This is a genomic window from Corynebacterium sp. HMSC072A02 (assembly GCF_001810085.1).
Classification (GTDB): domain Bacteria; phylum Actinomycetota; class Actinomycetes; order Mycobacteriales; family Mycobacteriaceae; genus Corynebacterium; species Corynebacterium hesseae.
The window spans coordinates 183480-207896 of the sequence record NZ_KV799847.1; the positions used below are offsets into that span (position 1 = coordinate 183480).

Annotated in this window: 21 protein-coding genes; 10 read left to right on the forward strand and 11 right to left on the reverse strand. The window is 60.2% G+C overall.

What is annotated here, in order from left to right; genetic code table 11:
* The first annotated feature begins 29 nt into the window (after positions 1 to 29).
* Genes HMPREF2698_RS06085 through dapF form a run of 3 tightly spaced genes read left to right on the forward strand, consistent with a single transcriptional unit; the run spans position 30 to position 2436 of the window.
* Positions 30 to 662: a hypothetical protein gene (locus HMPREF2698_RS06085; protein ID WP_070562925.1), complete on the forward strand. Its 633-nt coding sequence runs from the start codon at positions 30 to 32 to the stop codon at positions 660 to 662.
* On the forward strand, positions 662 to 1588 hold the full coding sequence (miaA, locus tag HMPREF2698_RS06090) for a tRNA (adenosine(37)-N6)-dimethylallyltransferase MiaA (RefSeq protein ID WP_070562928.1): 927 nt from the start codon (positions 662 to 664) through the stop codon (positions 1586 to 1588). Before HMPREF2698_RS06085 ends, miaA begins: the two co-directional genes overlap by 1 nt.
* A gap of 11 nt (positions 1589 to 1599) precedes the next feature.
* On the forward strand, positions 1600 to 2436 hold the full coding sequence (dapF, locus tag HMPREF2698_RS06095) for a diaminopimelate epimerase (protein WP_070562931.1): 837 nt from the start codon (positions 1600 to 1602) through the stop codon (positions 2434 to 2436).
* Between the two features lie 17 nt (positions 2437 to 2453).
* Here dapF and HMPREF2698_RS06100 read toward each other — a convergent pair whose 3' ends face one another.
* Together HMPREF2698_RS06100 and HMPREF2698_RS06105 are read right to left on the reverse strand one after the other, a co-directional pair.
* On the reverse strand, positions 2454 to 2987 hold the full coding sequence (locus HMPREF2698_RS06100) for a hypothetical protein (protein ID WP_070524492.1): 534 nt from the start codon (positions 2985 to 2987) through the stop codon (positions 2454 to 2456).
* 21 nt (positions 2988 to 3008) lie between these two features.
* Positions 3009 to 3791: a hypothetical protein gene (locus HMPREF2698_RS06105; protein WP_070562933.1), complete on the reverse strand. Its 783-nt coding sequence runs from the start codon at positions 3789 to 3791 to the stop codon at positions 3009 to 3011.
* Positions 3792 to 3913: 122 nt separating this feature from the next.
* Here HMPREF2698_RS06105 and hflX point away from each other — a divergent pair, with 122 nt between their 5' ends.
* Positions 3914 to 5392 (forward strand): GTPase HflX, encoded by a 1479-nt coding sequence (gene hflX / locus HMPREF2698_RS06110; protein WP_070562936.1) that lies wholly within the window; start codon positions 3914 to 3916, stop codon positions 5390 to 5392.
* Between the two features lie 34 nt (positions 5393 to 5426).
* Positions 5427 to 6707 carry a uracil-xanthine permease family protein gene (locus tag HMPREF2698_RS06115; protein WP_070531384.1) on the forward strand — a complete coding sequence of 427 codons (1281 nt, stop codon included), beginning with the start codon at positions 5427 to 5429 and terminating at the stop codon, positions 6705 to 6707.
* A gap of 362 nt (positions 6708 to 7069) precedes the next feature.
* On the opposite strand, the gene HMPREF2698_RS06120 is transcribed toward HMPREF2698_RS06115, so the two are convergent.
* Genes HMPREF2698_RS06120 through HMPREF2698_RS06130 form a run of 3 tightly spaced genes read right to left on the reverse strand, consistent with a single transcriptional unit; the run spans position 7070 to position 10488 of the window.
* Complete coding sequence (locus HMPREF2698_RS06120; RefSeq protein ID WP_010190265.1) at positions 7070 to 7339, reverse strand: HPr family phosphocarrier protein; 270 nt, start codon at positions 7337 to 7339, stop codon at positions 7070 to 7072.
* 58 nt (positions 7340 to 7397) lie between these two features.
* Complete coding sequence (locus HMPREF2698_RS06125) at positions 7398 to 9494, reverse strand: PTS fructose transporter subunit IIABC (RefSeq protein ID WP_070562939.1); 2097 nt, start codon at positions 9492 to 9494, stop codon at positions 7398 to 7400.
* A gap of 22 nt (positions 9495 to 9516) precedes the next feature.
* Positions 9517 to 10488, reverse strand: coding sequence for a 1-phosphofructokinase family hexose kinase (locus HMPREF2698_RS06130; RefSeq protein WP_070531378.1), 972 nt, complete (start codon positions 10486 to 10488; stop codon positions 9517 to 9519).
* Positions 10489 to 10725: 237 nt separating this feature from the next.
* Between HMPREF2698_RS06130 and ptsP the strand changes: the two genes are divergently transcribed.
* On the forward strand, positions 10726 to 12420 hold the full coding sequence (ptsP, locus tag HMPREF2698_RS06135) for a phosphoenolpyruvate--protein phosphotransferase (RefSeq protein ID WP_070524477.1): 1695 nt from the start codon (positions 10726 to 10728) through the stop codon (positions 12418 to 12420).
* Positions 12421 to 12518: 98 nt separating this feature from the next.
* On the opposite strand, the gene HMPREF2698_RS06140 is transcribed toward ptsP, so the two are convergent.
* Complete coding sequence (locus tag HMPREF2698_RS06140) at positions 12519 to 13301, reverse strand: DeoR/GlpR family DNA-binding transcription regulator (RefSeq protein WP_070524475.1); 783 nt, start codon at positions 13299 to 13301, stop codon at positions 12519 to 12521.
* A gap of 366 nt (positions 13302 to 13667) precedes the next feature.
* Positions 13668 to 14390 (reverse strand): transcriptional repressor LexA, encoded by a 723-nt coding sequence (gene lexA, locus HMPREF2698_RS06145; RefSeq protein WP_070531375.1) that lies wholly within the window; start codon positions 14388 to 14390, stop codon positions 13668 to 13670.
* A gap of 756 nt (positions 14391 to 15146) precedes the next feature.
* Here lexA and nrdR point away from each other — a divergent pair.
* Positions 15147 to 15605 carry a transcriptional regulator NrdR gene (nrdR, locus tag HMPREF2698_RS06150; RefSeq protein WP_010190258.1) on the forward strand — a complete coding sequence of 153 codons (459 nt, stop codon included), beginning with the start codon at positions 15147 to 15149 and terminating at the stop codon, positions 15603 to 15605.
* On the opposite strand, the gene hrpA is transcribed toward nrdR, so the two are convergent.
* Positions 15602 to 19477 (reverse strand): ATP-dependent RNA helicase HrpA, encoded by a 3876-nt coding sequence (gene hrpA, locus HMPREF2698_RS06155; protein WP_070562942.1) that lies wholly within the window; start codon positions 19475 to 19477, stop codon positions 15602 to 15604. The two genes, nrdR and hrpA, sit on opposite strands and share 4 nt — an antisense overlap.
* Before the next feature lie 108 nt (positions 19478 to 19585).
* Here hrpA and HMPREF2698_RS06160 point away from each other — a divergent pair, with 108 nt between their 5' ends.
* The gene (locus tag HMPREF2698_RS06160) at positions 19586 to 20653 is read left to right on the forward strand and encodes an ABC transporter ATP-binding protein (RefSeq protein WP_070524469.1); all 1068 of its coding nucleotides are present in this window, start codon (positions 19586 to 19588) and stop codon (positions 20651 to 20653) included.
* 141 nt (positions 20654 to 20794) lie between these two features.
* Here the strand turns inward: HMPREF2698_RS06160 and HMPREF2698_RS06165 are convergent, their stop codons facing one another.
* The gene (locus tag HMPREF2698_RS06165; RefSeq protein WP_070524467.1) at positions 20795 to 21754 is read right to left on the reverse strand and encodes a hydrogen peroxide-inducible genes activator; all 960 of its coding nucleotides are present in this window, start codon (positions 21752 to 21754) and stop codon (positions 20795 to 20797) included.
* 173 nt (positions 21755 to 21927) lie between these two features.
* On the opposite strand from HMPREF2698_RS06165, the gene HMPREF2698_RS06170 reads away from it, so the two are divergent.
* Positions 21928 to 22521: a peroxiredoxin gene (locus HMPREF2698_RS06170; RefSeq protein WP_070524465.1), complete on the forward strand. Its 594-nt coding sequence runs from the start codon at positions 21928 to 21930 to the stop codon at positions 22519 to 22521.
* A 43-nt stretch (positions 22522 to 22564) separates the two neighbouring features.
* On the forward strand, positions 22565 to 23098 hold the full coding sequence (locus tag HMPREF2698_RS06175) for an alkylhydroperoxidase, AhpD family (RefSeq protein WP_070524463.1): 534 nt from the start codon (positions 22565 to 22567) through the stop codon (positions 23096 to 23098).
* A gap of 110 nt (positions 23099 to 23208) precedes the next feature.
* Here the strand turns inward: HMPREF2698_RS06175 and HMPREF2698_RS06180 are convergent, their stop codons facing one another.
* Positions 23209 to 23919, reverse strand: coding sequence for a VIT1/CCC1 transporter family protein (locus HMPREF2698_RS06180; protein ID WP_070562945.1), 711 nt, complete (start codon positions 23917 to 23919; stop codon positions 23209 to 23211).
* 104 nt (positions 23920 to 24023) lie between these two features.
* The gene (locus tag HMPREF2698_RS06185) at positions 24024 to 24401 is read right to left on the reverse strand and encodes a hypothetical protein (protein ID WP_070522231.1); all 378 of its coding nucleotides are present in this window, start codon (positions 24399 to 24401) and stop codon (positions 24024 to 24026) included.
* Positions 24402 to 24417 lie beyond the last annotated feature (16 nt).

A 24417-nucleotide genomic window follows, 5' to 3' on the forward strand; every position in this document is an offset into this window, starting at 1 on the left:
GAAAAACTAACCTTATAGGATGGGAGTCGATGCAGAATCTCATGATTATGCCAGCCTCACCGGCCTTGGCGGAAGAACTCTCACCCAGCGATGATGCCTCGCGTGCGCTGCTCAGTGCTGCGTGCGAGTTGGCCCGTGATGCCGCACGCGTGAGCGGCAGCAGCCCCCTCCAGGTGGACATTGTGGGATCGCGCGATGTGCGCTGGCGTACCGAGCACACAGGGAGCTTGAAAGCATGGGGAGCACCGCAGGTCAACGTCGGCGGCGGGAATTTCCTTCCGGAAATCATGGCCCGCTACGTGCTTAGCCGTGCGCTTAATCTCACTTCCGATGAACCGGGCTTCGTGGTGGAGGATTCTCGCGCTGAGCTCGGTGAGGTTCGCCCCGGGCGCTTGACTGTGGTCTGCGTTGACGGTTCGGCCGGCCTGACCGAGCGCGCGCCGCTTGCGCTTGTCGATGGCGCACGGGATGCACACCTGTGGTGCGAAAGCATCCTAGCGGGAGGGGAAGGCCACTGCGACGAAGAGCGCCTCCGTGCTGCCGGTGTGCTCGAGACGAGCCTCTGGGCGCAGCTGGCAAGCGTGCACCCGCGTCACGCGGAACTGCGGGCGGCGGATTCAACCCTGGGGGTAGGACGCTATGTGGCGGGGTGGCAGTGCTAATGCCTGATATTCAAGCACCCGGCCCAACCCCTATCGCGGTGGTGGGCCCGACGGCCTCCGGGAAATCAGCGCTCGGGGTAGCCCTGGCCCACGAGCTCGACGGGGAAGTTGTCAACGTCGACTCGATGCAGCTCTACCGGGGCATGGATATTGGCACAGCCAAGCTGACAATGGAGGAACGCGAAGGCATTCCGCACCATCAGCTCGATGTGTGGGACGTGACGGAAACGGCGTCGGTAGCGCGCTATCAGGCCTCCGCCATCGCGGATATTGACGGCATCCGTGCACGCGGTAAAACCCCGATTCTGGTGGGCGGCTCCATGCTGTATGTCCAATCGCTCGTGGATAACTGGCAATTCCCACCCACTGACCCGCAGGTGCGGGCCCGCTGGGAGGCACGGCGCCAAGAGATTGGTACCGATGCTCTGCACGCGGAGCTGGCCGCTGTGGACCCAGCGGCCGCAGCCATCATCGAGGACAAAGACCCGCGCCGCACCGTGCGCGCGCTGGAGGTCATCGAGCTTACTGGGAAGCCCTTCAAAGCCAGCCAGCCACCGAAGAATGCTCCGCCCCGGTGGGGGACGATAATCCTCGGTCTGCGCACGGAATCCAGCTGGCTGAACCCACGCATTGAGCTGCGCAGCCGCCTCATGTTCGATAAAGGGCTCGTGGAGGAAGTTGAAAACCTCCAAGCCCACGGTCTGAAGGCTGACTCCACAGCAGGCCGGGCGATCGGCTACGCACAGGTGCTGCAAGCCCAGCGCGGCGAGCTGACATGGGAAGAAGCAGTGGAGCGCACCATTACCGGAACCCGCCGCTATGTGCGCCGCCAGCGTTCCTGGTTCAACCGCGACAAGCGGATCCAGTGGCTCGATGCTGCGACCGAGACGACGCCGCAGGCATTGCGCATCGTGGAAGGACAGTAGACTTTAAACCTATGAAGTTTGCAAAAGGCCACGGAACTGAGAACGACTTCGTCATCGTGGAAGGAACAGAAGCGCTGCCGCCGGAAAAGGTAGTGGCACTGTGTGATCGCCGAGCGGGAATCGGTGCGGACGGCGTGCTGCGCGTTATCCGCGCCGGTCAGCTGCTTGCCAATGGGGAGATTGAGGAACTCGCGCCGGGTATCGCTGCGGAGGACTGGTTCATGGATTACCGCAACGCAGATGGCTCGATCGCGGAGATGTGTGGCAACGGCACCCGGGTCTTCGCACACTGGGTCCGCTCACGGGGGTTGGTGGATACCGATACCTTCACCGTGGGCACTCGCGCAGGGGCCAAGCAGGTGACCGTGCACTCCTTTAACGACACAGCGGCCGAAGTCAGCGTGGAGATGGGCCCAGCACAGGTGCTCGGCGTCTCCACAGCGTCGATGGCGGGGGAGAGCTTTGCCGGCCTTGGCGTAGACGTGGGAAATCCCCATTTGGCGGCGGTTATCCCAGGCCTTAGCGCAGAGGAATTGGCTGGAAAGCGCCTCGAGCAACCGGTATTTGATACGGATTTCTTCCCGGCTGGCGTCAACCTTGAGCTGGTCACGCCCTTGCGGGATGGAACGGTTCACATGCGCGTCTTCGAGCGCGGCTCGGGTGAGACTCGTTCGTGCGGCACCGGAACGGTGGCGGCAGCGTGCGCCGCGCTTGCCGACGCCTCCCGCATCACCGGCAGCGTCCGCGTCATCGTCCCCGGCGGCCAGGTCCAGGTAGAAATCACCGAGGACGGTTCCACGCTGACGGGCCCTTCGCGCATCGTGGCAACTGGTGAAACGTCACTATAGAGCTTTCAGGACGGTGTTTAGCGTCCGTCCTCCTTTTCGTAATTGGTTCCCAAGGCCAAGGCGGCGCGGCGGGCGGCGAGCCAGGCTTCTTTGAGCTCGGCGGCGCGTTCATCGGCTACCTTGAGCAGGGATTCAAGCTCACTTGTCTCGGCATTCGGCGAGTTTACTCGAGCGTCGAGGCGGCGTAAGAAGCGTTGCGCGCCATGCATCTCGTAGTGGAACGCTTCGATGGCGGGGTTGGCGCAGTCGGCGTCGACAAGCGCCGGGCGGTGCAACGTGCGGTCGGCGAGGGACTCTGCGTCGTCGCTCGTGGCAAACGTCGCGTAATCCTCAAGCACTCCCGTGATGTCCTCCACCGTGAGCGCAATAGAAGCCCGCAGTGCCGCATGTTCAGAGGCGTTGGGGCGGGCGTCGGCAAAGAGCCACAGCGCTGCGCACACAAACGCGGCGAGGATAACCCCCGGCAGCTTCAGCGTCAGAATCAACACCGCAGCGGTAACCACGGCGAGAAGCAGCGCAAGGCCGCGACGCTGAGATGCGGAAAAACTCATGTGAACTACTCTACGGAAGTTCTAGTGACCGCCGCAGCCGCCGGAGCCGCAGGCGCACCCGCCTTCGCCGCCGCAGCCGCCGGTAGGCAGCGCGATCGAGGCGGTCAGCATTGCCGAACCCGCAAGAACGGAATCCTTTACCGGGAGGTCTCCAAAGCTCTCGGGCAAGCAGAGATCGAAGGGGAACGCACCATCCATGACCAGATGCATGAAGCGTTCACCGGTGAGCTGGTTGTGGCGCCACTCGGATTCCATGACCCGTGCTGCAAAGGTGCAGCCCGGGGTGGGGGTTTCGGCGCCGGAGCCAGCCGCGACAATGTCCGCGCCCGAGGACTCAAACGTGGCCGGGTAGCTTCCCTTCGCTGCTTCGTAGGCATCTGTGCTGTCGAATGCGGAGACGTTGAGACCCATCGCAGTGAGCTCTACTTGCTGCCACTGCTGGGTGTCTTCGTCAGCGAGGAGCGGGCCCTGCGCCAGATTTGCCGTCGCCTGCGCGAGCACGTTGCCGAAAGGATCAATGATGTCCAGGAAAGCCAAGACATCATTGATCATCGACACGTGGGCGAAGCCCTGGGTAACGCCCTCAAACCCAATGAAGGTGGCGAAAGGCTCGACGGCAAGGATATTGAGCTGCGCGCCGGAAGGATCCGCGAACTGGATAAGTTGTCCCCCGCGAACCTCCCCGGTCACTGCCAGTTGATTGGTGGAAATGGCTGCCTCAACGGCGTCCTGCCAGCGCTCGTAGTTGAGGCCGATGGCCTGCATCTCTGGGTGGGAGGTTTCTTTCACGGTCATGCGCACCATTGTATCTGTCGCAGAGGGGACTCAAAAACCAGCGCTGATACGTCACCGCGCTGCGGCAGTTCGTGGGAACAGGAAGCGGAGATTCCCAGTTGAGAGGGGCAACGTGCAAGAATAGGGAGCATATGACAAAAGAAACCCATGATGATCTCCTCGCGCAGGCTTTTGGTGAGCCCGCGCCCAATTCACAGGAGCCAACTACCGGTGATCTCGACCTTGCGGAGCGCAACGCCTTCCGGCGAGTAAACCGTGAGACCACCATCCGCGCGGAAGACACCACCGATGGCTACGAGGTGGAGTATCGAAAGCTGCGCCTTGAGCAAGTGGTGCTCGTGGGAGTGTGGACCGAAGGTACCGTGGCCGAGGTCGAGGCTACGATGGCGGAGCTAGCCGCCCTGACGGAAACCGCGGGAGCCGAAGTCGTCGAAGCCTTGTACCAGAAGCGAGATAAACCGGATCCGGGCACCTATATCGGTTCGGGCAAAGTGAACGAGCTCAAGGACATCGTGGCTGCTACTGGCTCGGATACCGTGGTGTGCGATGGCGAGCTAACCCCCGGCCAGCTCTCTGCCTTGGAGCGTGCGCTCAACACCAAGGTCATTGACCGCACCATGCTCATCCTGGATATTTTTGCGCAGCACGCCAAGTCCAAGGAAGGCAAGGCCCAGGTCTCGCTCGCGCAGCTGGAATACCTCTATACCCATACCCGTGGTTGGGGTGGAAACCTCTCGCGCCAGGCGGGCGGCCGTGCCGGCTCCAACGGCGGTGTCGGTCTGCGTGGTCCGGGTGAGACCAAGATTGAGACGGACCGCCGCCGCATCCGCACGCAGATGGCCCTGCTTCGCAAGGAGCTTAAGGCGATGAAAACGGCACGTGAGATTAAGCGTTCGCGCCGTGCGTCATCGACGATCCCTCAGATCGCCATCGCCGGCTATACCAACGCTGGCAAGTCCTCCCTCATTAATGCAATGACGGGTGCCGGCGTGCTGGTGGAGGACGCGCTCTTCGCGACCTTGGATCCCACCACTCGCCGCGCCGAGCTTGCCGATGGCCGCCAGGTCGTCTTCACCGATACCGTTGGGTTCGTGCGCCACCTGCCCACGCAGTTGGTGGAAGCCTTCAAGTCCACCTTGGAGGAGGTCCTCGCAGCAGACCTGATGCTGCACGTGGTGGACGGGTCGGATCCCTTTCCGCTTAAGCAGATAGAGGCCGTTAACCAGGTCATTTATGACATCGTGAAGGAGACCGGTGAGGAGGCACCGCCGGAGATCGTCGTGATCAATAAGATTGACCAGGCCGATCCGCTGGTGTTGGCGGAACTGCGTCACGTCCTTGACCGTGACAACGTTGTGTATGTCTCCGCCAAGACGGGGGAGGGCATTGATGAGCTCACCACGCGCGTGGAGCTGTTCCTCAACTCTCAGGATGAACACGTGCGGCTTCTCGTGCCGTTTACCCGCGGGGACGTGATCGATCGCATCCACACCCAAGGCACCGTGCGCGGCGAGGACTACACGGGGGAGGGCACGCTTGTCGACGTCCGCCTGCCAGCTTCCGTCGCCGCCGAGCTCAAAGAATTTCGAGTTTCTGACCAAGACGCTTAGGTTTCGGTGCTCGCGTGAGCCATAATTAAGGCTCGTGAGTAGTTTTGGCTGGGCCGTCCACGGGGACGGAAAGACGATTAAGCCGGGCGCGGTTGTCGCACCCGAAGAACGATTGAGCTGGGGCCGCACCATCGGCATCGGCATGCAGCACGTGGTGGCCATGTTTGGTGCGACGTTGCTCGTGCCCACCCTGACCGGATTCCCGGTCAACACGACGCTGCTGTTTTCGGGTTTGGGAACGATTCTGTTCCTCCTGATTACCCGCAACCGCTTGCCTTCCTACCTGGGCTCCTCATTCGCGTTCATTGCGCCGCTGAGCGCCTCCCAGCAGTACGGCATTGGCGCGCAGGCAGGTTCCGTCCTCGTGACTGGCCTGGTCTTGGTGGCCATTGGTCTCGCGGTGAAGGCGGCGGGCCGAAAGGTCCTCGACGCTGTCATGCCGCCGGCCGTCACCGGTGCCATTGTTGCGCTGATCGGCCTCAACTTGGCTCCCAATGCAGCCACCAACTATTCGAGCCAGCCGCTGGTTGCCACGGTGACGCTGGCGGTCATCATCCTCGCCACTGTCGCTGGGCGGGGCATGGTTTCGCGTCTGTCGATTCTGATTGGTGTCGTCGTCGGCTGGGCTTTCGCGGCCGCCACGGGCAACCTCGGTGAGGGCGCGGTGGAGTCTATCCGCGAGGCGGCTTGGATTGGCTTCCCGCAGTTCCATGCGCCGGAGTTCCACGTTTCAGCCATCGCGGCAGCACTTCCGGTGTTGGTCGTTCTGATTGCTGAAAATGTCGGCCACGTTAAGGCGGTCTCTGAGATGACCAAGCGCGACCTCGATGATCTCGCTGGCGATGCTCTCATCGCGGACGGCCTGGCTACCTCCCTGGCCGGTGGTTTCGGTGGTTCCGGCACCACAACCTACGCGGAGAACATTGGCGTCATGGCCGCCACCCGCGTCTACTCGACGGCCGCCTATTGGGTAGCCGCTGTTACCGCTATCGCGCTGGCCTTCATCCCGAAGTTTGGCGCGCTTATCTTCACCATCCCCACCGGCGTGCTGGGTGGTGCTTGCATCGTCCTCTACGGCCTTATCGGCATGCTTGGCGTGCGCATCTGGATGGACAACAAGGTCAACTTCAACAACCCGGTGAACCTTACTGCGGCGGCAGTGGCGCTCATCGCGGGCATTGGCAATCTCACGCTCGACGTCTTCGGTGTGACGCTCGAAGGTATTGCCTGGGGCTCGGTTGGCATCATCGTGCTCTACCCGGTGATGAAGAAGCTCTACGGCACCATTGGTGAGGGACGCGGCGCGAAGTACTAGAGGCGCTTCCGCCGATTAGCGAGGATAAGGGACCGGAGTAAAGGCACCTTCTGGACGCGTATTTACGCAAAACCCCAGGTGAATGTGTGCAGAAATCTGCATAAGGTGCTTGTACTTCGGTCCCTCTGCGGTATGAGGCAGCGCATCCACATGGTTCTACTCACATGGTTCGGGTCAGAAGGTTTTCTTGGGGTCAAGTGAACCTTCTAGGCACCTCTATATGGTTTCCTTGCCCCCAGCAAAACCGTTTGAGTAGAGCCCGATGACTAGAACCATTTGCTAGACAACCAAGCAACGAAAAGCTCCCGCCACCCTCATCAAAGAGGGAAGCGGGAGCTGCCGTTCTATAAACGGAAAGTGCTTTAGGAAGCGTCGAGGTCCTGCTCGATAAGGCCAGCAATCTTCTCGACAGCTGCCTCGTTCTCGGAGGTCACGGTGACTTCGTCGCCCTGCTCGGCGCCGAGAGCCATGATCATGAGGGAGGAAGCAGCATCGGTCTCATCCTCGTCCTCATCGCCAACGAGGGTGAGGAAGATGTCCTCATCGAACTCAGCGGCAGCGTCTGCGATGATGGAGGCCGGACGTGCGTGCAGTCCGACGGAGGAACCAACCTTGACGGTCTTAGAAGCCATGATGATAATCCTTTCGAATTACGGTATTTCGTGCTTACAAGTGTACGCGGGTTAAGGGTTAGGCGGCAGCCTTGGCCATGTCAGCCTTCGCTGCAGCCTCTTCAGCAGCCTTGTTGGGCCAGAATCGCTTCATCGCGATGACCGCGATGGTGGACACGATGACGCCGGCAAGGATGGCCACGAAGTACGCCCACGCAGGTTCGATGGCGAAGATAACGAAGATTCCGCCGTGCGGGGCGCGAGACATGACGTCAAGGGACATCGACAGCGCACCAGTGACCGCGCCACCGAGCATCATCGAAGGGATGACACGCAGCGGGTCGGCGGCAGCGAACGGAATGGCGCCCTCGGAGACGAAGGACAGGCCCAGCAGCCACGCGGACTTACCATTCTCCTGCTCCGCAGGCGTGAACAGGTTCTTGCGTACGAAGGTAGCGATCGACAGCGCAATCGGCGGAACCATGCCGGAGGCCATGACGGCGGCCATGATCTTCATGGAGGCCTCGTCACCCGTGGACAGGCCAGCGGTGGCGAAGAGGTAAGCAGCCTTGTTGACCGGGCCACCCAGGTCGGAGCACATCATCAGGCCGAGGATGATGCCCAGAAGGACGGCGGAGGAACCAGACATCGAGGACAGCCAGTTCTGCAGGCCTTCCATGATGGCGGCCAGCGGGGCGCCGAGAAGCAGGTACATGAGCAGGCCAGTGATCATCGTGGCAAGCAGCGGGATGATAACGACAGGCATGAGGGAGCCGATCCAACGCGGTACCTTCCACTTGCCAATCCACAGCGCAACAAAGCCAGCAATGAGACCTGTGACGAGACCGCCGATGAAGCCAGCGCCGAGAGTCACGGCAATGGCACCACCCGCGAAGCCCGGCGCGATGCCTGGGCGGCCTGCCAGCGCGAAGGCGATGTAGCCGGAGAGCGCCGCGACGATGAATCCCATCGATGCTTGACCGATGGCGAAGAGCACGGCGCCGATGTACAGGGCGAACCCTGCCTTCTTGAAGGTCATCATTTCGCCGTCGACCATGACGTCATGGCCCGGCAAGTTGGTCAGCGAGTAGTCGGTGGTGATGGCCTGCCACCCATTAGCCATGTCATATCCGCCGAAGAGGAATCCCAGTGCCAGGAGGAGGCCGCCCGCGGCAACAAACGGAACCATGTAAGAAACGCCGGTCATGATGGCTTGCTGAATACGCTTGCCCCAGCCCAGACCCTGGCCATCTTCCTCAGCGCTAGAGGAGGAAGCGCCGGCAGTTCCTGCCACCTTGTGCGCGTTGGGGTTCTTCGAGGCGGCGATGGCCTCATCGATCATCACGCCCGGTTCGTTGATGGCGCGCTTGACGCCAGATTCGATGACCGGCTTGCCGGCGAAGCGCTCACGGTCACGAACGCCCACGTCGGTAGCGAAAATCACGGCGTCGGCAGCCGCAATCGTGTCTGCCGAAACAGAGGTGTTGTTGGAGGACCCCTGGGTCTCCACGGTGAGCTCGACGTCGTCGCGTTCCTCGGCGGTTTGAGTGAGGGCGTCGGCAGCCATGTACGTGTGAGCAATGCCGGTCGGGCATGCGGTGACGGCCACAATGCGCGTCTTCTTCGACTCTGCAGCCTTGCTCGAAGCAGGAGCCGCTGCCGCTGCACTCGCACCTGCAGTGGATGCTGATTCGGTGGCCGCAGCCTTCTTCTTCGGCTTTTCTGCGTTGACAACGTCGAGGACGAGGGAGACGATCTCTTCTTTGGTCTTCGCAGTTCGAAGGGCTTCCAGGAAGTCCTTCTTCACCAGCGCGCGAGCGAGCTTCGAGAGAATCTTCAGATGGGCCTTGCCACCGCCTTCCGGAGCAGCGATGAGGAACACCAAGTGGGCGTCACCGTCGGGGCCGGAGAAGTCGACCCCGCGCGAGAGACGGGCGAAGGCTAGGGTGGGTTCAGACACGGCAGCAGAGCGGCAGTGCGGGATGGCAACGCCGCCGGGGACACCGGTGCCGGCTTTGGCTTCACGCGCGATGGCCGGGCCTGCCAGCTCGTCCACGGAGGTAGCGCGGCCGGTGTCGTGAACAAGCGAGGCCAGATTGGTAATGACTGTTTCGATGCTGTCACCGAAGTCGGCGTCGAGCGCCACGAGGTCGGTGGTGATGAGTCGTGATGACATCGGTAGGTACTCCTCAGTACTACTAAAGGTCGGTGACGGCAGAAACCGTCGTGTGTTCGATATCTAGTTCTTCGGGGGTTGGAATCTGGGTTCCCGGGAGTGCTGCGGCTGCTGAACCGTAGGCCACAGCCTGGCGCAGGGCATCGGGGTACGAGGCGCCGGAGCGGCGGGCGAGGATATAGCCGGAGAGCGAAGAATCGCCGGCACCCACGGTGGAGCGCAGGGCAATCGGCGGGGGAGTAGCAGCCCATGCTTCATTGGCCGTGACCAGCACCGCGCCAGCGCCGCCCAGGGTGACAAGAACCTCGGGGATGCCGCGCTTGACGACGACCCTCGCGGCCTCAACCACTCCGCTGAAGTCGCCGTCTTCGGCGGCGGCCTCAAGGGCCTGACCATCGACACCTGCAAGCTGGCCCAGCTCGAGGCCGTTTGGCTTGATGAGGTCGGGGCTGGCTACTTCGAGGTTGTCACCGAGAGCCACCATGGGCGCATCAGAGGTATCGACGGCTATGCGGAGGTCAGGGTTGGCTTCGCGGGCTACCCGGATGAGCTGCGTGTACCAGTCGGTGGGAACGCCTTGGGGGAGAGAACCTGCCATGACTAACCACTCGGCGTCGGCGCAGTGTTCTGCGAGTGCCTGTGCAACGGCTTGCTGCACGTCCGTATCGAGCGTGGCGCCGGGGCCGTTGAGCTTGGTCGTGCGGCCATTCGGCTCGGTCAGAGTGGTGTTGGTGCGCACCGCGCTGTGAGTGGGCACGGCCTGCACGGGAATCGATGCCTCGGCCGCGAGGGCCAAGAAAGGATCGGAGGCAACGGCGGGGAGCAGCGCCAAGCTGTCGACGTTGGCGAGCGTTACCGCGTGCGTAACGTTGACGCCTTTACCACCGGCAACGCTGGAGACGGATCCGGCGCGGTGAACAGCACCAGGTTCGAGTTCCTCGTTCAAGCGCACGGTGGCGTCGATGCTCGGGTTGGGGGTCAAAGTAAGGATCATCGTGGAGAATGTCCCCTTTCGCGGAGTGCGTATATTTGGGGCAAACGCGCCTCAGCGGCGTGAACAAGAGCTTCGGTGCGGATTGCCCGTTGTCAGCGTGAAATTAATGTTGCTTAATGTTGATTATTGCCCGTATGTGTCCGAATGTCAATGGAATCACTGTGGGTTTCGTTGCATTTTTGGCCGACTTGTGATGATCTGGAAAGAGAAAACATCGTCTCCGTAAGGAAATGTGTCATGGAAAACGCATCCCCATCCATCATTAAAGGCACCGGCGTCGTCGCTGGCGTTGCATACGCTGAGGCGGTGTGGGTCCGCCCACGCCCAGAACTGCCCACGGCTGGAGAAACCGTGGCGGAAGAGCAACGTGATGCCGAATACGATCGCTTCCTCGAAGCGGTAGATATGGTTGCTAGCCGGTTGGAACAGCGTGCAGCTGGGGCCGAAGGCCAAGCGGCTGAAGTTCTTGGCGCAACCGCCGGAATGGTCAAGGACCGAGGCTGGCACAAGGCAGTGCGCAAGGGTATTCGCGGCGGTAAGAACGCCGAGTATGCAGTTGTGGGGGCCACGGACAGGTTTGTCACCATGTTTGAGGCCGCCGGCGGCGTCATGGCTGAGCGCACGACGGACCTCAAGGACGTGCGCGATCGAGTGATTGCTCAGCTGCGCGGTGAGCAAGAGCCGGGTCTGCCCATGGTCGAAGGGGAGGCTGTACTGCTGGCTGACGATCTAGCCCCGGCGGATACTGCTACCTTGGACACCACCCACATCAAGGCGCTCGTGACCGAGCTTGGCGGGCCAACCAGCCACACCGCGATTATTGCTCGCCAGCTTGATCTTCCCTGCATCGTGGCAGTGGGCGCTAAGCTGCGAACGATTGAGGCAGGCACCCAGCTCTTCGTTGATGGCTCCGTAGGATCGGTGTCCCTCGGTGCAGATCGTGCCTCCGCGCTGAAGGCCGTGGAGGAATACCGTGAGAAGGCGGCACGAGTTGCCCAGTGGCGGGGACCAGCCCAGACCAAGGATGGCCATCGCGTGCAGTTGCTGGCCAACGTTGCTGACGGAAACGCAGCCCGCATCGCCTCTGACTCGCAGGCAGAAGGCATTGGCCTATACCGCACGGAGTTGTCCTTCCTCTCTGCCAGCGAGGAACCGACCGTCGAGGAGCAAGCGCGCATCTACGGCAAGGTTTTCAACGCTTTCCCGGAGTCCAAGGTCGTCGTTCGCACGCTCGACGCCGGTTCGGATAAGCCGATTTCCTATGCCACCTTGGACTCGGAAGAAAACCCCGCATTGGGCGTTCGTGGTTTGCGCATCGCCCGCGACAACGAGGCGCTGTTGACTCGTCAGCTCGACGCTATCGCCCAGGCCGCGGAAAAGCGCGGAGATGGGGCTACGACGTGGGTTATGGCGCCGATGGTGGCTACCGCAGTGGAAGCGAAATGGTTCGCTGGTCTGTGCCGCGAGCGCGGTTTGACCGCCGGCGCGATGATTGAGGTTCCCGCCGCAGCCTTGATGGCGGATACCATCATGCCGCACCTCGATTTCGTGTCCATTGGTACCAATGATTTGACGCAGTACACCATGGCCGCGGACCGTCTGTCGCCGCAGCTGGCCTACTTGACCGATCCATGGCAGCCTGCTGTCCTTCGCCTGATTCAGCACACCTGCGTGGTGGGGCGCGATAACAACGTTCCGGTTGGCGTTTGCGGCGAAGCCGCAGCTGATCCCATGCTTGCCTGCGTGTTGACTGGCCTCGGTGTGACTTCGCTGTCGGCGGCGTCGACTGCGGTGGCTGGCGTCGGTGCGCAGCTGGCTGAGCTCAGCCTTGAGCAGTGCCAGAAGATGGCAGAGGCGGCTGTCAACGCCGAAAGCCCAGCGGACGCTCGTGCCGCAGTGATTGCGCTGCTGGAGGAATACCAGTCCGCTTAGAGCGCTGAATTGCACAGGAGGTGTGCGCCCTCATCATGCGGGGTGCACACCTCCTGAATTGATCTATGGGTGCTGAATTGATCTATTGGTGAAACCGCCTACTTGTCCGCGGCGACAATCACTTCGATGCCGTGCTCGCGCAGAGCCTCAACGTAGGAATCGGGGGCGGCGGCGTCGGTAATGACGACATCAATCTCATCGAGTGATGCAAAGCTGACCAAGTAGTCATTGCCCAACTTCGATGAATCACACAGCACGACAACGCGGTGTGCATTGGTGACGAATGCTGACTTGATAGCCGCCTCTTGCGAATCGGCCGTAGAGAGCCCGTGGTCAATGGTTAGCGCATTGGTTCCGATGAAGGCGACGTCGGCACGCATCAGGGCCATGGTGCGAAGCGCAGTGTCACCGACGACGGCCTGGGTAATCGCGCGCACGGTGCCACCCAGCAGCTGGACGTCAGATACCCCGTTGCTGGCTAGTGAAAGAGCGATCGGGAGACTATTCGACACAATGCTGAATTGCCCGGCCGAGTAGCGCTGGCCTATGAGATCGGCAAGCGCATTCGTGGTGGTTCCGGCATCGAGAAAGATGCTGCCGCCGTCGGGAAGCTGCTCCAGTGCGGCGCGTGCGATTGCCATTTTGGCGCCCGTGGCCGAACGTTGGCGAGTATCAAGGGTGAATTCGGCGGTCTGGAAGGATTGGGAGGCGACTGCACCGCCATGAACTCGGTGCACAACTCCCTCTCGGTCCAAGACTGCGAGATCGCGGCGAATCGTCTCAGCGGTGACATCGAAGCGCTCGGAGAGCTCGGTGACATTGACTCGTCCTTCTACAGCGGTCAATGACGCAATTTGTCGGCGACGCTCTTCTGCGTACATGGTTCCTCCAAATGAAGTCTGCCTGTGGTGGTCACTGCGCCCGCCGGTGAAGGAAAACGGGGCTGGGGCATGTGAACGAAAAGAACAACGGATGTTGTGGCGATACTTCTATTGTCCCACTGAATGCGAACAAAACGGAACTAAACAAAGAAAAGCTCACATCGAACGCGTGCCTTAGTCACTAAAACCTACGGTTGTACTGCAAGTATCCGAATGTGTGATCTCGGACGCTAAAACGGTCGAAATCGGGCATGTACACACACAAGGGGGTAAAAAGAAACAATCCCCCAGTCCGGTTCGCCCGCACCGAGTGGGTGATTGGTGTGGAGCGGGGAAGGCCTGAGGGAGCGCTGAGGTGGATGGTTTCTAGAGTTTGCGGAACACGGATACTACTTTGCCCATGATTTCGGCTTCATCGCCCTTGATGGGTGAGTAAGCGTCATTGTGGGGGAGGAGCCATACACCGGAGGAATCTCGGTGAAATTCCTTCACGGTCGCTTCTTCGCCATCCAAAAGTGCGGCTACGAACTCGCCTTCTTCTGCAACAGACTGCGAGCGAATAATAACCCAATCCCCGTTGAGGATTCCTGCATCCTGCATTGAATCTCCCACGACTTGCAGCATATATAGTTCGCCGCTGCCTAGGATTTCACCCGGCATGGGGAAGTAGGCGTCGATGTTCTCCTCGGCGGTGATGGGGGAACCAGCAGCAATGCGGCCCACAACAGGAATGTAGTTTGGGGTGGCGGCGTCTTCGGGTGCGTCAGGGGTGGAGGTTCCCGATGGTGCGATTGCCTGCCCGGTCTTTCGTCCGGGCTTTTTGGGGTCGTCGGCGCCGGGGAAATGGCGCACATCAACAGCTCGTGGCTTGTTTGGATCGCGGCGAAGGAAGCCCTTCTCTTCCAGCTGCTTTAACTGATAGGCCACGGACGAGGTGGACTGGAGGCCTGTTGCGTCACCGATTTCGCGGATGCTTGGCGGATAGCCGCGCAACATTACGGCGTCATGGATTACTTCCAAGATGCGGCGTTGGCGAGGGGAAAGTGAATCGAGGGAAGGGTGGTCGCTTCGCTTCGGATTGCGGGCCATTCTTGCTCCTAGGAACTGTCGGGGTGTGCAGAGTTGATGTGCGCGGCTTTGGCGTGCCGGACATAAGTGGGAGTGGGCTGCTGGTGATACTTCCGCTTCCCTTTTTAGCACGGAAAGAAAAAATGTTCGACTAACGCCGCCCGAGTGTGGACAAATTTTCGAAGGCCTGCTATAAATCGAACATACACACCAAATCGAACGGTTGATCGAAGGTGATGTTCGAAGATGTCGGGCTTGGTTCGTACACTTCGGGCATTGTCTCAATGAATAAGGAAGACCTAGAAAGGAACCGTCATGGCTATCGCATTAAACAATGCCTCTGTACTGCGCGGGGTGGCCCTCGAGAAGTCTAGCAATCGGACTGTGCTAGTGCCGCCAGCGGCGGTCTGGGATCCCGCTCAGTCTCGGTCGCTCACGTCTGATGCCCCGCGCAACCTTCCATATGGGCCGTCTCGTGTTCGAACTCTTGCCGTAAACGATAGAACACAGTGCCGTCCAGAAATTCCGGTGAATTCCCAGGTTTCGGCCGCCGGGGCAACATCGGGCAGCCGTCGTAGTCGGTCGAACGTAGGTAACTATGTGCTCGGAGCAGTCTTTGGCGCCGCGGTATTCATCGGCACAGTATGGGGTGGCCTCAGTATCGATAGTGAGGTTGACAGTGCGAGCACCTCTTCGACCACGACGGTCGTGTCTTCGCGCTAGAATTCCTTGGGCCAGCAGCATGTGCGCATTGGTCGAAAGGAAGGATACGGCACTGTGTATTGCCCGTTCTGTCACAACGAACAATCACGCGTTATTGACTCGCGCGTAATCGACAGCGGAACCTCGATCCGGCGGCGTCGCGAATGCGCCGCGTGCAAAGGTCGCTTCACCACCATCGAGAAGGCAGTCTTGTCAGTAGTCAAGCGAAATGGCTTGGCTGAGCCTTTCAGTCGCGACAAGCTGATCCGAGGCGTCAAACGCGCATGCCAGGGGCGCGACGTTAGCGATGATGCTTTGAAGAAGCTCGCTCAAGAAGTTGAAGAGACCGTGCGCAGTCACGGCTCCTCGCAAGTCAACGCCAATGACATCGGCCTTGCCATCCTGGAACCTCTGCGAGATCTCGATGAAGTGGCCTACCTGCGCTTTGCGTCCGTGTATAAGTCTTTTGAAAGCGCCGACGACTTTGAATCAGAAATCCGCCTCATGCGTCGGCGCGACCGCGATAGCTTTTAGCGTAATTTATCCACTGCCTTTTGGATTCTCCTCAAAGACACCGCGTGGGCAGTGCCCAGGCGTTGTGCGAAGAGCGATACGCGCAGTTCCTCAATCATCCAGTAGATGTCTTTAACCTCTCGCGTCTTTTCACGGCCAGGAGGCAGGGAACGCAACCGATTGGCCACATAGGCTTTGGCCTCGTCGACGTCTGCCTGCCGGTCAGCATCGCGGTCCGGGTCCACGTTCATTTCCTCAAGCCTGATGCGCGAGGCCTGGATATAGCGCGGTAGATGGCGCAGATGTTGGATCCCGTGGACGGTGATGGCGTGCGCGGGCAACAGGAAATTGAGCTGGGCCCGAATATCATCGATGGCCGGCCCCTCCCAGTGCTTCAGCTCAGCATTCAGATTGGAATACTCTGCCAGGCCCGGCGCAATTGCAACGACTGCCTGGCGCACTCTGCCCGGGACCTCCGGTTTGACCGCGTTGAGCAATGCATTGAAGTCACCGGGGGTGCGCACGGGGCCGCCCTTTTCCATCATGATGTCGCGTACTGCGGCTACCCGGGCATCGCTGACAAGTCCTTCCGCCCCGCCGTGGGGGTAGGAGTCGACGGCTACCCGCTGCTGTAGAGGAAGCCCTTTGACCATCTGCTGCGTATTCACCGTAATTTCTCGGAGCAGCAAGGTTAGGGTGGTGGTGATCATGGAGGCGTCGGCAGCCGCCTTGGTGGGATGGACCTTGAGCGCCACGCCGTCCTTGGTCGCTACGAGCGCGGGGTAGGCGGTGACCTCATGCCCATCGACGACGGTTACCACTTCCTCATCGATGGCGCCGAGCGTATCCTCCGTCCATTCCTTGACCGCAGTGGATTCGGCGGCGCGGCCAACGCGTGAGACCGAGGAGGAAATGTGGCCGGCTTGGCGTTGGACCAGAGCCTGCAAGTTGCGGTCTGAGTCGATGACCTTGCCCCGCTTGTCCACTGCGGCATAGTTCATGCGCAGATGCGGAGGGAGCTGGTCGGGGCGGAAATCGCCGGCGTTGATGCCTTGGCCGCCCATCTCTTGCAAAATCGCAGCGAGTTGCTCGGTGAGTGTGCCCTCATAGGGCAAGAGCTTGGGCAGTGCGCGTTCAGCGAACTCGGGTGCCGGAACCACGGTGCGTCGAAGCGCCTTCGGCAGCGAGCGAATGAGCTCAGTTACGAGCTCTAGACGTAGGCCCGGTACCAGCCAATCGAAGCCTTCTGTGTCCAACCCCGCGAGGAGCGGGACGGGAACCATGAGCGTGACACCGTCGAGTGGATCGCCCGGCTCGAACTTGTAGGACAAGTCGTAGTCGATGCTTCCCTTCAACCAGCGGTCGGGGAAGGCATCCTCGGTGACATCGTGGTCCTCCTCAAGGAGCGCTTCTGGGTCGAAGTCCAAGGAATGCTTGTTCTTCTGCTTTTTCCACCAGGAATCGAAATGCCGAGCGGTGGTGACAGACGCAGGGATTCGCTGATCGTAGAAATCGAAGAGACTGTCTTCGTCCACGACGAGTCCGCGCCGGCGGGCCTTCTCCTCATATTCGGAGGCCTCGGCGAGTTTGCGCTTGTTGTCGTGGAAGAAGTGGTGGTGGGTGGTCCAGTCGCCGTCGACTAGCGCGTTACGGATGAACATATCGCGCGCTGCCTCAGGATCCACGCGGTGATAGGGCACGGTCCGGTCGGCGACAACAGTGACGCCATAAAGCGTCGAGCGTTGGGTGACGACCGCAGAGCCGCGCTTTCGCGACCACGTCGGGTCAGAATAGTTGTGCTTCAGCAAATCCTTCGCCAGCTTTTCAACCCATGCTGGGTCGATGGCAGCAACGTCGCGCGCCCACAGGCGCGACGTTTCCACCAACTCAGCCGCCATGACGAACTCGGGCGGTTTCTTTGCCAGTGCCGATCCGGGGAAGACGAGGAAGCGGGTATTGCGTGCACCAATGAACTCCTTAGAGTTGCCATCACGCGCGCCGATATTAGACAACAGTCCAGAAAGCAAGGCCATATGGATGTCATCGGGGCGACGCTCTGTGCTTTCCTGGGCTTTCCACCCGAGCTGCTTGGCGACGTCCCGCAGCTGCCGCACCAGATCGAACCACTCGCGGATGCGCATATAGTGCAGGAAGTCGGCCTTCATCCGTTTGCGGAAAGCATTGCCGCTCATCTCATCGCGAGCTTCCTGGACAAAGTCCCACAGGTTGAGCATGGCCACAAAGTCGGAGGTTTTATCCTTGAAGCGGGCATGTGCCTGGTCGGCTTGAGCTTGCTTGTCGCTGGGCCGCTCGCGCACATCTTGAATCGTCATGGCAGCAACGATGACCATGACGTCGTGGAGACACCCGGAAGTCTTGGCCTCGACCAGCATGCGGGCCATGCGTGGATCTACGGGGATGCGGGCAAGATCGCGGCCTATTCGGGTCAGGACAGGTAGTCCGTCTTTTTCTTTGCCCTCGAGGGCGCCCAGTTCGTGCAGAAGAAGTAGGCCGTCTCGTACGGCCTTCGGCTCAGGGGGTTGGACGAAGGGGAAGTCAGCAATGTCACCAAGGCGCAGCGAAATCATCTGTAGGATGACGCTGGCCAGGTTGGTGCGCAGAATCTCGGGATCCGTAAACTCCGGGCGGGATAGGAAGTCCTGCTCGCTGTACAGCCGGATGGCGATGCCATCCGCAACGCGGCCACAGCGGCCCGAGCGCTGGTTGGCGCTTGCCTGGGAGATCGGCTCGATGGGGAGGCGCTGCACCTTGGTGCGCGTGGAATAGCGCGATATACGCGCCGTTCCCGTATCCACGACGTAGCGAATGCCGGGCACCGTCAATGAGGTCTCAGCAATGTTGGTGGAGAGCACGATGCGCCGTCCGCGGTGCGAGCGGAAAACGCGATGTTGTTCCTGGTTGGACAGGCGTCCGAAGAGCGGAGTGACCTCCACGTTGCGCCAGTGGCGCCCCTCGATGGCCTCCATGGCGTCGCGGATATCGCGCTCTCCGGGGAAGAAGCACAGAATATCTCCTTCGCCTTCGGCCATGAGCTCCTCGATGGCTTCGCAGAGGGCGTCGAGAGGATCGAGGTCGATGGTCTTGCCGCCCGATTCGACCTCGAGCGGGCGGTAGCGGATCTCCACGGGGTAGGTGCGCCCGGAGACCTCGATGATGGGGGCAGGTTTGCCCCCAGCGTCCGCGAAGTGTTCGGCGAAGCGCTCGGGATCAATCGTTGCTGAGGTGATGATGACCTTCAGATCCGGACGCTTGGGAAGCAGCCGCTTGAGGTAGCCCAAGAGGAAGTCGATGTTGAGTGAGCGCTCGTGTGCCTCATCGATAATGATCGTGTCGTAGGCATTGAGGAAACGGTCGCGCTGCATCTCTGCCAGCAGGATGCCGTCGGTCATGAGCTTCACGGCGGTGGTGGAGGAGACTTTGTCATCGAAGCGAATGGCATAGCCGACTGTGTCCCCGATGGACTGATCAAGTTCTTCTGCAATGCGCTCGGCGACGGTACGCGCTGCTAGTCGCCGCGGCTGGGTATGGCCAATGAGCCCCCGCCGGCCGCGGCCGAGTTCCAGGCAGATTTTTGGAATCTGTGTGGTCTTTCCCGAACCGGTTTCACCAGCGATGATGACTACCTGATTCTTTTCGATCGCCTCGGCGATATCGTCGCGGCGTCCGGTGACGGGAAGCTCCTCGGGGTAGGTAATCGGCGGCACGTTGGCATCGATGGTGCTCACCTTGTCTTGGGCGGCTGTGATATCGGCCTGGATCGCAGCCAGGGCCTTGGGAGAACGAGCCTTGCGCAGGCGGCGACGGAATGCGCGCTCATCACTCAAAGAAACTGTTGTGAGAGCGCCGTAAAGATCTTCGCGAGTAGCAGTCATAGTTGACCTAAAAGTCTACTCGGAAGGCTAGTCGCTCACAGGTCCAGGTAGAGAAATTGGTACCCTCGTGGTGACTGTGTGAACAATGATTAAAGAAGGGCACAATCAATGACTAATCCTTTTGGTTCGAATCCGGAGGACAACGGCTCCAACGGAGGGTTCGGAAGCAACCCGCAGAACGGCCCCAGTAATTCCTCCGGGAACACTGGTGGACTTCCAAAGTATGAACCCACCAGCCACCCAGAAGACCAGGCTGGTTTCGGTCAATCCGGCAACTATGGCAACTATGGCGGCGGAGCTTACGGCTCTCAGTCCTATGGTGGGTACGATGCTGGCCAGCCGGGTTATGCCGGTGCGAGCTATGGGAATAGCTCCGGTCAAGAGGGCCTCGGCCCAGGTGCCGGTCCGGCCTATACGGGTCCAGTCAGCGCTATCGAAGCGATCAAATGGGGATTCAAGGCCGCGCTCGGCAACGCACTTTTGTGGGTGTTGGGAGCCGTCGTCGTGCTTGCTATTCAGTTTGTCCCACAAGTTGGAATCAGCGTTGGTGCGCAGAGTGCCGATGGGGCGGAGACCTCCGTCATGTTGGACCTCTTCTCCTTCGCGGTGTCTATCCTGTCCTTTGTCATTTCTCTGGTTGTTTATCGTTTGGCCTACCGTGAAATCGATAAGCCGAGCCCCACATGGGGAACCCTGTTCCAGGGAGTTCGCTGGGTGCCGCCGCTGGTAGTGAATCTTGTCTTGGGCATTCTCGCAGCGATTGCCCTGGTGATCGTCATCGTCGTCCTGTTTATGGTGGTCCTCGGCGGTGTGGAAGGTACGGACCTCCAGAACCCAGAGCAGCTCAGCCAGAGCGATGTTTTCGCGCTCGTTGGCTCCATCTTTGGTGGGCTCCTTGTAGTGATGTTGATTGCGCTGTTTATTCAGCCCTTCTTTACCCTCATGCCCTGGTTGGCAGCCGATACTTCCTCGATCGGCGAGGCTTTCTCCCAGGGACTCAAGCTGGGCAAGGAAAACTACAGCCACCTTTTGCTGTTTATTGTCCTGTCTGGCCTCTTGGGTTTCGCGTCCCTTATTACCTTGGGCTTGGCTCTGATTATTATCGCGCCGGCCCTTCAGCTGGCGACAGCGCACCTGTGCCGCCAGTGCCAGGGTCGTTATGCTCCCGCAGCTTAAGGTCTAAACCAGACCTATAACGCAACGCCGCCTAAGCTTTCCGCTTGTTTAGCCACCGCCTACCGAGGCGGGCCGGGCTACAAGAGGTAAGCCAACGGCGGCGTTGTAGTTTTTAATGCCATCAGAGTTGGGGGGCTCGAATTACGAGGTCGGGAAGAGGGCTCGGGAGCGTTCCGCAGCGTCCTGGAAGGCGGCGGTGACCAAAGAGCCAAAGGCGCGAAATTCATCAGCGCGGGCAGCAGACGATCGGAAAACGAGTCCAACCGGGCGCTCCGCTGTTACCGTGGGGGCGAAACGGGCGACCGCAAGCTGCGGGTTTTGGCATTCCGTTGCGAGCGCTGATTCAGGGACAAGGGTAGTGCCTAGATTTCCCATGACGAGCTGCAGGATAGTGGTCAGCGACGATGCTCGGGTGACGGCATTGGTGGCTTCGGAGGGGTTTACCTTGGCGCGACGGCATAGGTCGAGGACTTGGTCGCGGAGGCAGTGGCCGTCGTCAAGCAGCAAAAGGTCAAGGTCTGCAAGCTCTTCGAGTGTGAGATCCTCGCGCCCCGCGAGCGGGTGTCCTGCCGGTGTTACGACGGTAAAGGATTCGCTATAGAGAGGAGTCTCGACCATCCCGGTGGCCTCGGTGGGCAGTGCGGCCACAGCGAGGTCTAAGCTGCCCTCGCGCAGCTTGTCTAACAGGTGTTGAGTCTGTTCCTCGACGAAGCGTGGTTCTAGATCGGGGTAGGTTTCGCTGATGGATTTCAGCAGCCCCGGCAAAATATAGGGCGCGATGGTGGGGATGATTCCGATGGTGAGGGGGCCAGTTAACGTACCGCTTGCACCGTGGGCTTGGCTGAGGAAGGCATCGGACGCTTCGAGCGTTGCCTTGGCGTAGGGGAGGAGCGCCTCGCCGGTGGACGTCACGATGACTTTGCGGGTAGAGCGCTCGATGAGCTGGACTCCCAAGCCTTGTTCGAGGGCGACGAGTGCTTGGGAGAGCGAAGGCTGGGAGATATCGAGTTTGGCGGCCGCGGAGCCAAAGTGTTTGTTCTCCGCAATCGTGACGAAGGTGCGCAACTGGGCGAGGGTTGGGCGATACTCCTTATTGTTCATGCCTATAACTCTAACATCTCTAATTCGTCGGGCCTATTGACGTGCGAGGGGGTTCGTGGCATACTTAACAAGCGAGCGGCTGCGTACCAGCTAAAAGGTAGAATGGTGTGCGGTCGTAGAGATTTACATCACTTTTGTGCATTGTTGTGACTATTGAAGGAGTTGAATCTTCTATGCCTATCTTGACCGTTGGTGAGAAGTTCCCAGAGTTCGAACTGACTGCGCTGAAGGGCGGCGACCTCCACGACGTCAACGCTAACCAGCCGGAGGATTACTTCGAGCAGGTGTCTTTGGACAAGTACCAGGGGATGTGGAAGGTTGTATTCTTCTACCCGAAGGACTTCACCTTTGTGTGCCCGACTGAGATCGCAGCCTTCGGCAAGCTGGATGAGGAATTCCAGGACCGCGATACCCAGATCCTCGGCGGCTCCACCGACAATGAGTTTGCGCACTTCAACTGGCGTGCAACCCACCCGGAGCTGAAGGAAGTCCCGTTCCCGATGTTCTCTGATATTCGCCACGACCTCATCCGCGCCCTCGGTGTGGAGAATGCCGACGGTGTTGCTGACCGCGCGACCTTCATCATTGACCCGGACGGTGTTATCCAGTTCGTGTCCGTGACCCCGGACGCTGTGGGCCGCAACGTTGATGAGGTTCTGCGCGTGCTCGATGCGCTGCAGTCCGAAGAGGTTTGTGCCTGCAACTGGGAGGCTAATGACCCGACGAAGAACATTGACAAGCTCGAGGTCGTTCAGTCCGCACTGTAAGACAACGCTAAGCACAACCGTCCAACCATAAAGGAGTTACTCAGTGTCCATCGACAACCTGAAGTCCGCACTTCCGGCGTATGCCAAGGATCAGAAGCTCAACATCGGTACGCTGACGCGTACGACCGAGCTGAATGAGGAGCAGCTGTGGGGCAGCTTGGTCGCTGCTGCGGCCGCCACCCGTAATGATCTGGTCCTGAAGGAGATTCTTGAGGAAGCCCGCGAGCACCTCAGTGAAGAGGCAGTTGACGCAGCTCTCGGCTCCGCCACGGTGATGGCTATGAACAACGTGGCCTACCGCGCAAAGAGCTGGTTGGGCGATGATTTCGCTCAGGTCAAGTTTGGTCTGCGCATGAACATCATTGCTAAGCCTGGCGTAGACAAGGCAACGTTTGAGCTGTGGAGCACCGTTGTCTCCGCTATCAACGGCTGCGAGCACTGCTTGACTGCACACGCCAATACTCTGTTGGAGGAGGGCGTGACCAAGGAGCAGATTTGGGAAGGCGTCAAGGTCGCAGGCGTTGTTCAGGCTGTGGCGCAGGCGCTGCAGGCTGAGGCTGTGCGCTCCGCTGAGTAGATAAACAGCATGCCTTCTTAGGCGCACGATAGAGAAGTCCCACTCCCGTGATTATGTACAGGGGAGTGGGACTTTTTGTGCCTCAAAGGGCTGGGGAGGTTTGCGGCCTTCTAGCGGATGACCCCGCCGAAGGCAACGCCGATGCCATAGGTAATGGCTAGCCCGAGCGCGCCACCAATGACGAGGCGGAAGACGGAACGTGCGGCATTTGTACCGGCGAGGCGAGCAGACACGTAGCCCGTAATCGCCAGGGCAATGAGAGTGATCACGGCGACGACTGCTGCGGCCATGCTCATCGGGGCTATAAAGATTGACAGGAGGGGTAGCGCTGCACCGGCAAGGAAAGATACTGCCGACCAGAAAGCGGCGTGCCAAGGGTTCGTCAGGTCCTCACCATCGATGCCCATCTCCAGCCTCAGGTGTGCCTCCAAGAGCCTATCTTTGGCGGCGATCTCATGTGCGGCGGTGTCTGCGGTAGCGGTGTTCATGCCGTAGTCAGCCAACATGGATACGAGTTCGGCGTGTTCTTGTTCAGGAAGCTCCGCCAGTTCGCGAGTCTCCTTGGCTATCATCATCCGTTCGGAGTCACGCTGCGCTGACACCGAGACGTATTCTCCCAGCGCCATCGACGCGGCTCCCGATACGGTTGCGGCCAAGCCGGCGGTGAGGATGGCGCTTGCCGACGCCCCCGACCCCACGACGCCGAGCAGAAGTGCAGCGACGGAGACGATGCCGTCATTGGCGCCGAGAACTCCCGCCCGAAGGGAATTTAACCGCGCGTTGTGTGAATCGCCATGGGGCTCATTGGCATGGTGTGCCATTTCCAGCTCCTTGAATCCTAGAGAACTGCTCTTACTCCAGTATCGTCGCTGGTCAGAGTCCTGTAAAGCGTGTATAGGCTTCGCTGTGTGTAGGGAGTGAAGGCTTAGGTAATCGTTCCCGTCCACTCACCGCAGGGGATGCCGTCCACTGACAGGCCCATCGTGAAGACTTCCTCTTTTAGATTAAAGTGGGCGGTGGGCAGCGTGATTGCGAGTGCCTCGGGGGAGTAGTTGTATTGATAATCAACTGGACGGTGGGCGTCCCTCGTGTCTTCTCCGTATGAAGCGATCTCCATCGAGCTGAGGTTGGCTTGCTCGAAGTGGGCGATGAGCTGAAGGTCGAGGGTGTGCAGCTTAAAGACGACGTCACGGTGGTGGGGCATGCCTCCGAGGAGCCAATGCACAGTGACTGAGTCCTCATGCGTCTCAAAACGAACGCCGGCAAGGTGGATGCTGGTGGCTGGGGATTTTGGGTTAGTCATAGTGGCGCCCACTGTA

Coding starts and splice junctions, on each gene's coding strand:
- HMPREF2698_RS06085 (WP_070562925.1), top strand. CDS start 30: ATGCAGAATCTCATGATTATGCCAGCCTCACCGGCCTTGGCGGAAGAA.
- miaA (WP_070562928.1), top strand. CDS start 662: ATGCCTGATATTCAAGCACCCGGCCCAACCCCTATCGCGGTGGTGGGC.
- dapF (WP_070562931.1), top strand. CDS start 1,600: ATGAAGTTTGCAAAAGGCCACGGAACTGAGAACGACTTCGTCATCGTG.
- HMPREF2698_RS06100 (WP_070524492.1), bottom strand. CDS start 2,987: ATGAGTTTTTCCGCATCTCAGCGTCGCGGCCTTGCGCTGCTTCTCGCC.
- HMPREF2698_RS06105 (WP_070562933.1), bottom strand. CDS start 3,791: ATGGTGCGCATGACCGTGAAAGAAACCTCCCACCCAGAGATGCAGGCC.
- hflX (WP_070562936.1), top strand. CDS start 3,914: ATGACAAAAGAAACCCATGATGATCTCCTCGCGCAGGCTTTTGGTGAG.
- HMPREF2698_RS06120 (WP_010190265.1), bottom strand. CDS start 7,339: ATGGCTTCTAAGACCGTCAAGGTTGGTTCCTCCGTCGGACTGCACGCA.
- HMPREF2698_RS06125 (WP_070562939.1), bottom strand. CDS start 9,494: ATGTCATCACGACTCATCACCACCGACCTCGTGGCGCTCGACGCCGAC.
- HMPREF2698_RS06130 (WP_070531378.1), bottom strand. CDS start 10,488: ATGATCCTTACTTTGACCCCCAACCCGAGCATCGACGCCACCGTGCGC.
- ptsP (WP_070524477.1), top strand. CDS start 10,726: ATGGAAAACGCATCCCCATCCATCATTAAAGGCACCGGCGTCGTCGCT.
- HMPREF2698_RS06140 (WP_070524475.1), bottom strand. CDS start 13,301: ATGTACGCAGAAGAGCGTCGCCGACAAATTGCGTCATTGACCGCTGTA.
- lexA (WP_070531375.1), bottom strand. CDS start 14,390: ATGGCCCGCAATCCGAAGCGAAGCGACCACCCTTCCCTCGATTCACTT.
- hrpA (WP_070562942.1), bottom strand. CDS start 19,477: ATGACTGCTACTCGCGAAGATCTTTACGGCGCTCTCACAACAGTTTCT.
- HMPREF2698_RS06160 (WP_070524469.1), top strand. CDS start 19,586: ATGACTAATCCTTTTGGTTCGAATCCGGAGGACAACGGCTCCAACGGA.
- HMPREF2698_RS06165 (WP_070524467.1), bottom strand. CDS start 21,754: ATGAACAATAAGGAGTATCGCCCAACCCTCGCCCAGTTGCGCACCTTC.
- HMPREF2698_RS06170 (WP_070524465.1), top strand. CDS start 21,928: ATGCCTATCTTGACCGTTGGTGAGAAGTTCCCAGAGTTCGAACTGACT.
- HMPREF2698_RS06180 (WP_070562945.1), bottom strand. CDS start 23,919: ATGGCACACCATGCCAATGAGCCCCATGGCGATTCACACAACGCGCGG.
- HMPREF2698_RS06185 (WP_070522231.1), bottom strand. CDS start 24,401: ATGACTAACCCAAAATCCCCAGCCACCAGCATCCACCTTGCCGGCGTT.